This window comes from Sphingobium sp. SG1 (assembly GCF_057063145.1).
On sequence record NZ_JBVVOJ010000005.1, the window covers coordinates 267761 to 281261 of the forward strand.

Here is a 13501-nt window from a genome sequence, read left to right on the forward strand (position 1 = left end):
CTAGCCAGCCAAACCCGCCGACGCCAGCCCAGCCTTTCTTGGGGACAGAAAATTGCCGCTATCGGCTTGGCCCGGCCGCCCGGCCATGATTTAACCCAGCGCCATGATCCTGACCCGCATCGCTCGCCCTTTCCTGCTGGCTACCCTGCTCGCCGGCACCGCCCTTTCCGCCCAGACCCGCGAAGCGCCTTCCGCGCCGGTCGATGCGGTCGATCCCTTCATCGGCACCTCGGGCGAAGGCCACACCTTCCCCGGCGCCGTCGCCCCCTTCGGCATGGTCCAGCTCTCGCCCGACACCCATGTCGGCCCGGCCCGCCAGACCTATAATTGGGCCGCCGGCTATCGCCACGAAGACCCGGTGATCCTCGGCTTCTCCCACACCCATTTCTCGGGCGCAGGCCATAGCGATCTGGGCGATTTCCTGGTGATGCCGGTCAGCGGCGACAGCGTCCCGCTGGAGGCCGGCGACGACAAGACCCCCGGCTTCCGCTCGCACAAGGCCGATGAGGTCGCCTCGGCCGGCTATTATGCCGTCACCCTGACCGATCCGGGCGTGCGTGCGGAAATGACCGCCGGCACCCGTGTCGGTGTCCACCGCTATGCCTTCCCCACCGGCAAGGCCGCGCATCTGCTACTCGACCTGCGCTCGATCATCTATGATTATCCCGGCAAGATCCTCTGGTCCTCCATCCGCATCCGCCCCGACGGCACGATTACCGGATCGCGCGAGGTGCGCGGCTGGGCCACGCCGCGGCGCATCTTCTTCGCCATCCGCTTTTCCGCGCCGCTGACCGGCCACCGCTTCGTCAGCACCGAAAAGGATATCCTCTACAAGGGCTTCAAGGGCCCCGGTCGCGGCCCCGAGACGCTGGATTCCCTCTCCGGCCGCGCGCTGGTGGCCCAGCTCGACTTCGGCACGCTGACGAAACCGCTGGAGGCGAAGGTCGCGCTGTCGGGCGTGGACGAGGATGGCGCCATCGCCAACCTCGCCAGCGAGCCGGGCGATTTCGACGCGATCCGCGCCAAGACCCGCACCGCCTGGAACGATGCGCTGGGCGCGGTGAAGATCGACGCGCCCAAGCCGATGCGCACCAATGTCTACACCGCCCTCTATCACAGCCTGATGGCGCCCAGCGTCTGGGGCGATGCCGACGGCCGCTGGCGCGGGCCGGACGATCAGGTCCATGCCGGAACCGGCTTCACCATGCATTCCACCTTCTCGCTGTGGGACACGTTTCGTGCGGAGCATCCATTGCTCACGCTGATCCAGCCCGAAGCGAAAAATGCCGATTTCGTGAACTCACTGGTCGCCAGCCAGAAGACCAGCCCGTTCGGCATCCTCCCCGTCTGGCAGTTTGGCGGCAAGGAAACCTGGACGATGATCGGCTATCATGCCGTCCCGGTCATCGCCGACGCCTGCCTGAAAGGGATCAGGGGCATCGACTGCGCCGCCGCGCTGAAAGCCATGGTCGCCAGCGCCGACTATGCCCCCTATGGCGGCCTCGGCGACTATATGAAGCTGGGCTATGTCCCCATCGACCGCGAGCCGGAAGCGGCGTCCAAGACGGTCGAATATGCCTATGACGACTGGACCATCGCCCGCCTCGCCCGCCAACTGGGCGACACCGTCACGGCAGAGCGCTTCGAGAAACGGTCGCAGAACTGGCGCAACAGCTTCGACGCGAAGACCGGTTTCCTGCGCGCGCGCAAGGCGGATGGCAGTTTCCGCACCCCCTTCGATCCGACCGCGATCAACTATGGCAGCGACTATACGGAGGGCAATGCCTGGCAATATAGCTGGTTCATGCCGCATGATCAGGGCGGGCTGTTCCGCCTGCTGGGCGGCGACGCGAAGACCATCGCCAAGCTCGACGCGATGTTCGACTATGACAATAGCAAGATCGACTATAGCCATGCCGAAGATATTTCCGGCCTGATCGGCCAATATATCCATGGCAACGAACCCAGCCACCATGTCGCCTATCTCTACAGCTATGCCGGCCAGCCCTGGCGCACCCAGGAACGCCTGAAGCAGATCGTCGACAGCCAGTATAAGCCCACGCCCGAAGGCCTGGCCGGCAATGACGATCTGGGCCAGATGTCCGCCTGGCTGGTCTTCACCGCCTTGGGCTTCTCTCCCGTGGCGCCGGGCAGCAACCAATATGTGATCGGCCGCCCCTTCGTCGACCGCGCCGAGATGACCTTGCCCAGCGGCCACCGCTTCACCGTGATTGCCGACGGCCTGACCGACGCCAACCGCTATGTCGGCCAGGTGACGCTGAACGGCAAGTCGCTCGACCGCAGCTACATCACCGACGCGGAAATCCGCGCTGGCGGCGAACTGCGCTTCACCATGCAGGCCAGCCCCAACAGAACATGGGCGACCGGCGTGAAGGCCCGCCCCTTCTCCATGACCGGCTATGGCAAGTGAGGGCGCGAGACCGCCATTATCTCTTCGTCTGCAGCCAGAACAAGCTGCGCAGCCCGACCGCCGAACAGATTTTCGCCGACCATCCCGGTATCGAAACCCTGTCGGCGGGCACCAACCATGATGCGGAAACGCCGCTGGACAATGAAATGCTGCGCTGGGCCGACACCATCTTCGTGATGGAAAAGACCCACCGCAGCAAGATCCAGCAGCGCTTTCGCAGCGCGCTGGGCGGCACAAGGATCGTCTGCCTCGACATACCGGACGATTACGAATTCATGGATGCGAACCTGATCGCCCTGCTCCACACCCGCATGGCCCGCTTCCTGCCACGCACACCTTCCGCCTGATCGGCCTACGCGGCTGAAAGGAAAGGTATTGATGACGGGATCGAATAGTCCAGGAGTCCCTCTCACCCTCCGCCCGCCGGCTGTGCGATCGGCTCGCCGGCACCGGCTCGACCGCTGCTAGGCCAATGCACTGTCCCCCGGCTGTCGCCTGACTGTCGCGTCGCTGTCGCTTCGGTGTGCCCCCAGTGTCGCTTCACGGGCGCGCGACAGGCGCGTTGTCGCCAAAATCGCCCCGAAATCACGACGCATGACGGTGTGAACTTTCAACTGTCGCGTCATTTCCCCCTGGCCCCTAGCCAAGCGGTTGCATGCGCGGCACTAAGGCGACCCCGGCGGCGGGCGACCGTTCGTGCCAGGGCCAGAACAGGGAGCATTTCGTGAACCGACGCCAATTCCTCACCACCAGCGGCGCCACGGCGCTGGCCGCATCCGCCCCGCGCGCCTTTGCGCAGCCGGGATCGCAGGATGCCCGCCTGCGCGCCATGCTGGACGGCTTCTTCTATGAGCGGCTGGACGACAGCCCGGAACAGGCGACCCGCCTTGGCCTCGACACCGGTGCCCGCGCGGCGCTGCGCGGCAAGCTCAGCGACACCAGCGCCGCTGGCGCGGCGCGCGACCTGGCCCGCACCAAGACGCAGGCCAAGCAACTGGCGGGCCTGGACCGCGCGGCCCTCAGCCCGGCCAGCCAGCTCGACTATGATGTCGTCGCCTATCAGCTCGACCGCGCGGTGGGTGGCGAGCGTTTCGCCTATGGCGAGACGGCGGGCCGCTATGCGCCCTATATCCTGAGCCAACTCACCGGCTCCTATCGCGAGACGCCCGATTTTCTCGACAGCCAGCACCGGGTGAAGGATGCAGCCGATGCCGATGCCTATCTGGCGCGGCTCGAAGCCTTTCCCGTCAGCATGGACGGCGAACTGGAACGGCAGAAGGCGGATGCGGCCAAGGGCGTGTTCGCGCCCGATTATATTCTCGACACCACCATGAAGATGCAGGCGGCGCTGCGCGACCAGCCCGCAGCCCAGACCGTGCTGCTGGCGAGCTTTGCCAAGAAGCTGGCCGCCGCCGGCCTGCCGCCCGAACGCGCGGCGCAAGCCGAGAAGATCGTCGCGGAGAAGGTCTTCCCCGCGGTCGATCGCCAGCGCGCGCTGGTGCAGCAGTTACGCGCCAAGGCAGTGCATGACGCCGGCTGCTGGCGCCTGCCCGACGGCGAGGCCTTCTATGCCGCCGCCGCCGAAGCCGCGACCACGACCCGGCTGACCGGCGACGAGATCCACCAGATGGGCCTGGATCAGGTCGCCAGCATCTCGTCGCGGATCGACGCGATCCTGAAGGGCGAAGGGATGAGCCAGGGCACGGTCGGCGACCGTCTGGTCGCGCTCAACAAGCGCCCCGATCAGCTTTACCCCAATACCGATCCGGGCCGCGAGGCGCTGCTGGCGCAGCTCAACAGCCAGATCAAGGCGATGCAGGCGCGACTGGGCGAGGCGTTCAACACCGTGCCCAAGGCGCCGGTCGAGGTGCGCCGCGTGCCGGTGACGATCCAAGCGGGCGCGCCGGGCGGCTATTATCAGAATGCCTCGCTCGACGGGTCGCGGCCCGCCATCTATTTCATCAACCTGCGCGACACGTTCGACCGGCCGAAATTCGGCCTCGCCACGCTGACCCATCATGAGGCTGTGCCGGGCCACCATCTGCAGGTGACGGTGGCGCTGGAATCGGATTCGATCCCGATGATCCGCCGCCGCGGCTTCTACAGCGGCTATTCCGAGGGCTGGGCGCTCTATTCGGAACAGCTGGCCGACGAGATGGGCATGTACAAGGGCGATCCGCTGGGCCAGGTCGGCTATCTCCAGTCGCTGCTGTTCCGCGCCACCCGGCTGGTGGTCGACAGCGGCATGCATGCCAAGCGCTGGAGCCGCGAAAAGGCGACCGATTACCTGATCGCCACCACCGGCATCGCGCGCGGCCGCAGCCAGGGCGAGATCGACCGCTACACCGTCTGGCCGGGCCAGGCGTGCAGCTACAAGATCGGCCACACCGTGTGGAACGACCTGCGCGAGCAAGTGAAGACGGCGCAGGGCGACAAGTTCGACCTCAAGCAGTTCCATGAGGTGCTGACGCTGGGCGCGATGCCGCTCGACATATTGAAGCAGGCCGTGCGCCAGCGGGCGGGGATCGCTTAAACGCCTCCCCTTTGGGGCAGACAAAAAACGGCCCGGTGGTGCGCCACCGGGCCGTCGAGGGTCCTTCCACCCAAATCGCGAGAGGAGTGTCGAATTCCCCGCGAACTGGCTGTCTTCACGGCCCCGGCCGCGAAACCCTAATCTTCCATGCTTGTTACGCTTGCGGAACCCATCTTCCCGACAAGCATCGGGATATCGCCGGGAAGATGGGGCACCTGCGGCAGATTCTATTTCGTCGTTTCCGCGGAAGCGGGAACCCATCTCCCAACGCCGGTTCCTGACGCGAGGTCGGGAGATGGATCCCCGCCTTCGCGGGGATGACGGGGATAGGGTTTAGGCCGCAAACTGATTCATTGTGTTATGGGCGCCGCCGGCCTTGAGCGCGGCTTCGCCGGCGAAATATTCCTTATGGTCGTCGCCAATGTCGGAGCCGGCCATATTCTGGTGCTTCACGCAGGCGATACCCTGGCGGATTTCCTGCCGCTGAACACCCTTGACGTAGCCCAGCATGCCGGCCTCGCCGAAATATTCCCTGGCGAGATTGTCGGTGCTGAGCGCCGCCGTGTGATAGGTCGGCAGGGTGATGAGGTGGTGGAAGATGCCCGCCTGCGCCGCCGCATCCTTCTGGAAGGTGCGGATGCGTTCGTCCGCCTCGATGCCGAGATCGGTGGCGTCATAGTCCGCGCTCATCAGTCTCGACCGGTCATAGGCGCTGACATCCTTGCCTGCCGCTTCCCAGGCATCGAACACCTGCTGACGGAAGTTCAGCGTCCAGTTGAAGCTGGGCGAGTTATTATAGACCAGCTTGGCATTGGGGATCACCTCGCGGATGCGGCTGACCATCCCGCCAATCTGGCCGATATGCGGCTTTTCCGTCTCGATCCACAGCAGGTCGGCGCCGTTATGGAGCGCGGTGATGCAGTCCAGGACGCAGCGATCCTCGCCGGTGCCGGCGCGGAATTGGTACAGGTTCGACGGCAGGCGCTTGGGCTTCAGCAGTTGCCCGTCGCGGCTGATGAGGACATCGCCATGGCCGATCGCGCCGGCATCGACCGGATCGCAATCGAGGAAGCCATTATAGAGGTCGCCGATATCGCCCGCTTGCCGGGTGAAGGCGATCTGCTTGGTCAGGCCCGCGCCCAGCGAGTCGGTGCGCGCGACGATCACGCCGTCGTCGACGCCGAGTTCCAGGAAGGCGTAGCGGACCGCGCGGATCTTCGCGAGGAAGTCTTCGTGCGGGACCGTGACCTTGCCGTCCTGATGGCCGCACTGCTTTTCGTCCGAGACCTGGTTCTCGATCTGGATGCAACAGGCGCCGGCCTCGATGAACTTCTTGGCGAGCAGGTAGGTCGCCTCGGCATTGCCGAAGCCGGCATCGATGTCGGCGACGATCGGGACGATATGGGTTTCGTAATTGTCGATCTGCTGCTGCAGCTTGGCGGCGCGGACCTCGTCCCCTTCCGCGCGGGCCTTGTCGAGATCGCGGAACAGGCCGCCCAACTCGCGGGCGTCGGCCTGGCGCAGGAAGGTATAGAGTTCCTCGATCAGCGCGGGGACGCTGGTCTTTTCATGCATCGACTGGTCGGGCAGCGGGCCGAATTCACTGCGCAGTGCCGCAACCATCCAGCCCGAGAGATAGAGGTAGCGGCCCTTGGTGGTGCCGAAATGCTTCTTGATGCTGATCATCTTCTGCTGGCCGATGAAGCCGTGCCAGCAGCCCAGCGACTGGGTGTAGTTGGCCGGATCGGCATCATAGGCGGCCATGTCGGCGCGCATGATCTTGGCGGTGTAGCGGGCGATGTCGAGGCCGCTCTGGAACCGGTTCTGCAGGCGCATCCGGGCGACGGATTCGGGCGCGATGCCGTCCCAATGGCCTTGGCCACCGATCAGCGTGTCGGCCTTCGCGATTTCACTTTGATAGGTCATGTCGTCATTCCCTCGGGGTGAGCTGCAAGAAAGAATGACAGCGAAGTAGACACAGGAAACGGGGTGCGGCACCCCTGCCAAAGTCCAGTTGTCGATCTTTACAAAAATCTGCTGTAAAGTTGTAAAGAGCGTACAGGAGTCGGTGTCATGGCCAAGGATCGTCCCGTCTATATGGGGCCGCGATTGCGGCGGCTGCGGCGCGAGCTGGGCCTGACCCAGGCGGACATGGCCAATGATCTGGAGATCAGCGCCTCCTATGTCGCGCTGCTGGAGCGCAACCAGCGGCCGCTGACCGCCGACATGCTGCTGCGCCTTGCCCGCACCTACAAGCTCGACATGGCCGAGGTGGCGGGCGACGGCGGCGCGGAGCAGACGGCGCGACTGCAGGCGGTGCTGAAAGACCCGATGTTCGCCGATATCGACCTGCCGCAACTGGCGACCGGCGATGTCGCGGTCAATTATCCGGGCATTACAGAGGCTTTGCTGCGGCTCTATACCAGCTATCGCGAGGAGCATCTGGCGCTGGCGGACCGGGGGGCGGAGGCGGAGCCGCAGGAGGATGGCGCCGATCCGGTGGCGGAGGCGCGGCGCTTCATCGCTGCGCGGCGCAACAGCTTTCCGCTGCTCGACGATGCGGCCGAGAAGCTGGCGACGGAAGCGGAGGCCGAAGGTGGCCTCGCCGGCTGGCTCAAGGCGCGGCACAATCTGCGGGTACGGCGATTGCCGTCGGACGTAATGGCGGGATCGATGCGGCGGCTCGACCGGCATCGCGACGCGGTGCTGCTGGACGATGCGCTGGATGGCGCCAGCTCCGCCTTTCAACTGGCGCTCCAGATCGCCTATCTGGAGATGCGCAAGGGCTTCGATACGCTACTGAAGGACGGACAGTTCGCCAGCGAAAGCGGGCGGCGGCTCGCCCGGCGGGCGCTGGCCGGCTATGGCGCGGCGGCAATCCTGATGCCCTATACCGCCTTCGCCAAGGCGGTGGAGGCCAGGCGCTATGATGTCGAGGCGCTGGCTCGGCAGTTCGGCGTCAGCTTCGAGCAAGCGGCGCACCGGCTGACCACGTTGCAAAAGCCGGGGCAGGAACGCGTCCCCTTCTTCTTCCTGCGGGTCGACCAGGCCGGCAATGTCTCCAAGCGGCTGGACGGGGCCGGCTTTCCCTTTGCCCGCCATGGCGGCTCCTGCCCGCTCTGGTCAGTGCATCGCGTGTTCGAAACACCGCGCGAGGTGGTGACGCAATGGCTGGAACTGCCCGACGGCCAGCGTTTCTTCTCGGTCGCGCGCACCGTCACCGCCGGCGGCGGCAGCTGGGGCGCGGCGAAGGTGGAGCGGGCAATCGCGCTGTGCTGCGCCGCCGACCATGCCCATCGGCTGGTCTATAGCCAGGATGCGCCGCCGCCCGCGCCGACGCCGATCGGCGTCACCTGTCGCCTGTGCCACCGCAGCCAGTGCATGGCCCGGTCTGCCCCGCCGATCGGCCGCGACATGCTGCCCGACGATTATCGGCGGACGCGGGCGCCGTTCGGCTTTGCCGATGGTTAGAGAGTGGCGCACCAACCCGCCCCGTTCGTTTCGAGCCTGTCGAGAAACGGAGGAAAGCGGGACATAAAGGTGGGCGCTTGCCGCTTCTCGACAAGCTCGAAGCGAACGGAAATAATCGCGCTGCAACAAGGGGGTGAGATTGCCCAATTCGATGCAACAGCCGTCCGGCCTCTCGAAGCGATCGCTGGCGATTACCGGGCTGTCGACCATCGTCGAATGGTATGACTTCACCCTCTATCTCTATCTCGCCACCTTGTTGTCGCGCATCTTCTATGGCGGCGGCGCGGCGGGCGTGGGCCATGTGCTGGCGGGCTTTGCGATCGCCTATCTGATGCGGCCGCTGGGCGCGATCGTCTTTGGCCATATCGGCGATCGCCATGGCCGGCGGCCGACCATGTTGCTGTCGATGGCGCTGATGAGCGCGGCGATGCTGGCGACCGCGCTGCTGCCGACGCAGGCGCAGGCCGGTGCGGCGGCCGGCTGGCTGCTGCTGGCGCTGCGCTGTGTCATGGCCTTCTCGGTCGGGGGCGAATATACCGGCGTCGTCGCCTATCTTATGGAAGGCGCGCCGCCCGGCTGGCGGGGCCTCATCACATCCCTGGCGTCGGCGGCGAGCGAGGTCGGTGGGCTGCTGGCAGTGGCGCTGTCCGCCCTGACCGTAGCGCTGCTGGACGAGGCGGCGCTGGCCGACTGGGGCTGGCGCATTCCCTTCCTGGTCGGTGCGGGACTGGCGGCGCTCATCCTGCTGGCGCGGTCGCGGATCGAGGAATCGCCCGATTTCCTGGCGCAGCGTGCCCGTGGCAGCATCCCGGCCCAGCCCCTGCGCCTCAGCCTGCGCGCCTATCGGCCAGCGATCGGCCGCGGCTTTGCCATTTCGGCGCTGGGGTCGATCACCTATTATGTCGGCATCGTCTATGTGCCGAGCTTCCTGATCGGGACCGGCCGCATGGGCGAGGCCGATGCGCTGACACTCTCGACGCTGGCGGCGCTGGTGGTGATCCTGGTGACGCCGCTGGTCGGTGCCCTGTCCGACCGGATCGGGCGGCGGCCGGTGCTGGTCGCGCTGGCGCTTGCCGGCGTGGCGCTGCCGGCCCTGCTCTTTGCCCTGATGGCGCAGGGCAACGCATTGGGCGGCGCGCTGCTGGGCGCGATCCTGCTGGCGGCGCTGGGCGGAGCGGTGAGCGCGGTCGGCGCCGTGACCACGGCCGAGCAATTTCCCGGCGAAGGACGGCTGAGCGGCCTCGCCTTTGGCGCCACCGGCGCGACGGCGCTGTTCGGCGGCCTTACCCCCTATCTGTCGCACCAGCTGACGCAGGCCAGCGGATGGGCGTCAGCGCCCGGCTGGCTGATCGCGATCGTGGCGCTCGGCGTATTGCCGGTGCTCTGGCGCCTGCCCGAAAGCGCGCCAAAGCGACAACAGCCCTGCTGAGCCCCCTTCCCGCATGGCCCTCTCTCCGCTAGCGCATGCGCCACAAAAGAAAGGGGAGCATCCTTAATGCGTTTGACGATTTCGCTGGCCGCGCTCGCGCTGGCCATCATGCCCATGGCCGTGCAGGCCCAGGACGGGGACAAGAAGAAGGACGAGGCACCGGCCGCCGAAGCTGGCGTGCCCGCCCCCAATGTCTCGGTCACCCATCATAAGGGCGTGTTCGGCGGCAAGGCGATCAGCTACACCGCGACCACCGGCGAAACTTATCTGAAGGACAAGGACGGCAAGCCGCTCGCGGCGATCTATGCCACCTCCTATGTCAAGGATGGCGGCGACAAGAAGCGCCCGATCACCTTCCTCTATAATGGTGGCCCCGGCTCAGGCTCGCTCTGGCTCCACATGGGTGCCTTCGGCCCCAAGCGCGTGGTCCTGCCCGATGCGCAGGATGACGGCGCGCCGCCCTATCCGCTGGTCGACAATGCGGAATCGCTGCTCGACGTCACCGACCTCGTCTTCATCGATCCGGTCGGCACCGGTTTCTCCCACGCCATCGGCAAGAAGGATCCCACGGATTATTGGGGCGTCTCCGCCGACGCCAAGTCGATCGCCGACTATATCCGCCTGTGGCTCAATGAGAATGGCCGCTGGTCCTCGCCCAAGTTCATCGGCGGTGAAAGCTATGGCACCACCCGTTCGGTCGCGCTCATCAACGAGTTGGAAGGCAGCTATAATGACGTCGCGGTCAACGGCATCATCCTGATCTCGTCGATCCTCGACTTCGGCGCCTCGGCCGAGGTGCAGGGCAATGAAATGCCCTATATCCTCAACCTCCCCTCGATGGCGACGACCGCCTGGTATCACAAGAAGATGGGCAATCCGCCCGCCACCGTCGCTGAAGCGGCGCAGCAGGCGCGCGCCTTTGCCATCGGCCCCTATGCCGCCGCGCTGCTGAAGGGCAACCAGTTGTCGGACCAGGAACGCGCCAGCGTCCGCACCGAACTCGCCCGCCTCACCGGCCTGTCGGAGCAGTTTGTCGACCATGCCGAACTGCGCATTTCGCCCGGCCGTTTCTACAAGGAATTGCTCCGCGATCGCGGCGTTTCCATCGGCCGCCTCGACACCCGCTATACCGGCAAGGATTATGATGCGGCCGGCGAGGAGCCGGACAATGATCCCAGCTTCTACGCGATCGACGGCGCCTATACCGCCGCGATGAATAGCTATGCCCGTGACGAGCTGAAGTACAAGACCGACCGTAGCTATGTGACGATCGGCGGGGTCAGCGGCTGGGACTGGAATCTGCAGGGCCAGCGCGGCCGCGACAGCGAAGTCTATGCCAGCGTCGCGCCCTATCTCAGCAAGGCCTTGCGCGAGAATAGCGGGCTCAAGGTCTTCGTCGGCCAGGGCTGGTATGATTTCGCCACCCCCTTCTTCGGCGCGGAATATGCGATGAGCCGCACCGGCTTCGATCCCGCGCGGATCCAGTATCATTATTATGATGCCGGCCACATGATGTATGTCCGCCCCGACGACCTGCGCAAGCTGAGCGCGGATATCCGGGCGTTCATCAACGCGCGCTGATCTACGCTAACGATCCGGCCCTTCCTCCCGCGCCTGCCAGTCTTCCCGACCATGGCGGACCCGCAGGATGAGGGGCCGGTCATCCTCGACAAGGTCATAGAGAATCAGATGCGCTCGAAAGCGGCGCAGTCGCACCGCGAAGGGGTATTCCGCAATCCGTTCGAAGGCCGCCGCCAATCCCGCATGGTAGAGGTCGGCCTGCAGCAGCCCGAACCGTTCGACACCATCCACGAAAATCGCCATAATATCGTCCGACGCCGCACGGGTCAGACGATAGCGCACCATCTCAGCCCTGCAGCCCGGCCTGCTTCAACGCCCGCTCGCGGATATCGTCCATCGTCTCGTCGCTGATCCCGCCTTCCCGGCCTTCATCGACCAGCATTTGCATATGGGCAATCTTCGCCTGTCGCTCCTGATCACGGCGGATCAGGTCGCGCACATAGTCGCTCGCATTGCTGTATCGTCCGGTCGCGGATTGCGCCTCGACCCAGTTCTTCATCGGATCGGGCAGGGAAATATTCATCGTCGCCATAGGTCGCTCCTGCTTCATCCTATCGCAAATTGGCAAAGATTGCCAATCATTCGAAGGCTTCACAGGCATGCCTCGCCATCGCAACAATCCCCTTTAACGCCCGTAAAATCCCCCTATGCTCCTGCCCAGCAAGGGAGATTCAATCATATGCGCCACGCGCTCACGGCCTTTCTGGCCGCTGTCAGCTTTTCGTCCATCGCCGTCGCCCAAACCCCGACTGCACCGCCGCCGGCTCAGCCGGCCATGGTCCAGCCTACCCCCACGCCGCAGAGCGAACTGGCCGGCCTGATCGCCAGAGATATGGAGGGGCTGATGACCCTCTATCGCGACCTGCACGCCAATCCCGAACTCTCGCTGCAGGAGGTGAACACCGCTGCCAAGCTGGCCAAGCGCCTGAAAGCAATGAAGTTCGACGTAACCGAGAAGGTCGGCGGCACCGGCGTCGTCGCGGTGATGAAGAACGGATCGGGGCCGGTGCTGCTGATCCGCGCCGACATGGACGGCCTGCCGGTGGTCGAGCAGACCAGCCTCGATTTCGCGTCCAAGGTCCGCACCAAAACGCCCGAGGGGGTCGAGACCGGCGTGATGCACGCCTGCGGCCATGACACCCACATGACCGCCTTCATCGAGACCGCCAAGCTCCTGTCCAGCCAGAAGGACAAGTGGAAGGGCACGCTGGTGATGATCCTCCAGCCGGCCGAGGAAGTGGGCAAGGGCGCCCGCGACATGCTGGAAGACGGGCTCTACACCCGCTTCCCGCGCCCGACCCATGCCATCGCCTTCCATGATGCCGCCAATCTCCAGGCCGGCGTCGTCGGCTATACGCCGGGCTATGCCCTCGCCAATGTCGACAGCGTCGATATCGTGGTGAAGGGGCTGGGCGGCCATGGCGCCTATCCGCAGACGACCCGCGACCCGATCGTGCTGGGTTCGCGCATCGTCACCTCGCTGCAGACCCTGGTCAGCCGCGAACAGGATCCGCAGGATCCCGCCGTCGTCACCGTCGGCAGCTTCCAGGCCGGCGCCAAGCACAACATCATCCCCGACCAGGCGCTGCTGCTGTTGACCGTGCGCAGCTATTCGGACGAGACCCGCGCCAAGCTGATCAAGGGGATCGAGCGGATCGCCCGTGGCGAGGCGATTGCGGCGGGCGTGCCCGACGACAAGATGCCGGTCGTCAGCGTCAAGGACGAGTTCACCCCGTCCACCTACAACCCGCCCGAATTTGCCGAACAGATGGGCGCGCTGCTCAAGGGGCATTTCGCCGAGGGCCGCGTGGTCAAGACCCCGGCGGTGATGGGCGGCGAGGATTTCGGCCGCTTCTACCGCGCCGACAAGTCGATCAACAGCTTCATCTTCTGGGTCGGCGGCGTGCCGGCCGACAAGATGGCAGCGGCGCAGGCCGGCCAGATCACCCTGCCCTCGCTGCACAGCCCGTTCTGGGCGCCGGAGGCAGACAAGGTGATCGCCACCGCCAGCGAGGCGATGACCGTCCTCGCCATGGACATCCTGAAGAAGGATTGA

General features: G+C 65.5%; 10 protein-coding genes. 7 read left to right on the top strand and 3 right to left on the bottom strand.

The window, feature by feature from the left end; genetic code table 11:
• The first annotated feature begins 103 nt into the window (after positions 1 to 103).
• The 3 genes from AC0KVN_RS14070 to AC0KVN_RS14080 all read left to right on the top strand — a co-directional run bounded on the left by AC0KVN_RS14070 (position 104) and on the right by AC0KVN_RS14080 (position 4964).
• Entirely contained in the window at positions 104 to 2431 is a 2328-nt protein-coding gene (locus AC0KVN_RS14070; protein ID WP_435568244.1) for a GH92 family glycosyl hydrolase, read from the top strand.
• The gene (locus tag AC0KVN_RS14075) at positions 2428 to 2778 is read left to right on the top strand and encodes a low molecular weight protein tyrosine phosphatase family protein (protein ID WP_435568245.1); all 351 of its coding nucleotides are present in this window, start codon (positions 2428 to 2430) and stop codon (positions 2776 to 2778) included. Before AC0KVN_RS14070 ends, AC0KVN_RS14075 begins: the two co-directional genes overlap by 4 nt.
• Before the next feature lie 377 nt (positions 2779 to 3155).
• Positions 3156 to 4964, top strand: a complete 1809-nt coding sequence (locus AC0KVN_RS14080) for a DUF885 domain-containing protein (protein WP_435568246.1) — start codon at positions 3156 to 3158, stop codon at positions 4962 to 4964.
• Positions 4965 to 5297: 333 nt separating this feature from the next.
• Here AC0KVN_RS14080 and AC0KVN_RS14085 read toward each other — a convergent pair whose 3' ends face one another.
• Entirely contained in the window at positions 5298 to 6890 is a 1593-nt protein-coding gene (locus AC0KVN_RS14085; protein WP_435568247.1) for an isocitrate lyase, read from the bottom strand.
• Between the two features lie 147 nt (positions 6891 to 7037).
• Here AC0KVN_RS14085 and AC0KVN_RS14090 point away from each other — a divergent pair, with 147 nt between their 5' ends.
• From AC0KVN_RS14090 to AC0KVN_RS14100, 3 genes are all read left to right on the top strand, one after another.
• Positions 7038 to 8435: a helix-turn-helix domain-containing protein gene (locus AC0KVN_RS14090; protein ID WP_435568248.1), complete on the top strand. Its 1398-nt coding sequence runs from the start codon at positions 7038 to 7040 to the stop codon at positions 8433 to 8435.
• 151 nt (positions 8436 to 8586) lie between these two features.
• Complete coding sequence (locus AC0KVN_RS14095; protein ID WP_435568264.1) at positions 8587 to 9864, top strand: MFS transporter; 1278 nt, start codon at positions 8587 to 8589, stop codon at positions 9862 to 9864.
• A gap of 66 nt (positions 9865 to 9930) precedes the next feature.
• Entirely contained in the window at positions 9931 to 11445 is a 1515-nt protein-coding gene (locus tag AC0KVN_RS14100; protein ID WP_435568249.1) for a S10 family peptidase, read from the top strand.
• Between the two features lie 6 nt (positions 11446 to 11451).
• Here AC0KVN_RS14100 and AC0KVN_RS14105 read toward each other — a convergent pair whose 3' ends face one another.
• A complete protein-coding gene (locus AC0KVN_RS14105) occupies positions 11452 to 11730 on the bottom strand; it encodes a type II toxin-antitoxin system RelE/ParE family toxin (protein WP_435568250.1) in 279 nt (92 codons plus the stop codon).
• 1 nt (position 11731) lies between these two features.
• Positions 11732 to 11977, bottom strand: coding sequence for a type II toxin-antitoxin system ParD family antitoxin (locus tag AC0KVN_RS14110; RefSeq protein WP_435568251.1), 246 nt, complete (start codon positions 11975 to 11977; stop codon positions 11732 to 11734).
• Between the two features lie 147 nt (positions 11978 to 12124).
• Here AC0KVN_RS14110 and AC0KVN_RS14115 point away from each other — a divergent pair, with 147 nt between their 5' ends.
• Positions 12125 to 13501 (top strand): amidohydrolase, encoded by a 1377-nt coding sequence (locus AC0KVN_RS14115; RefSeq protein ID WP_435568252.1) that lies wholly within the window; start codon positions 12125 to 12127, stop codon positions 13499 to 13501.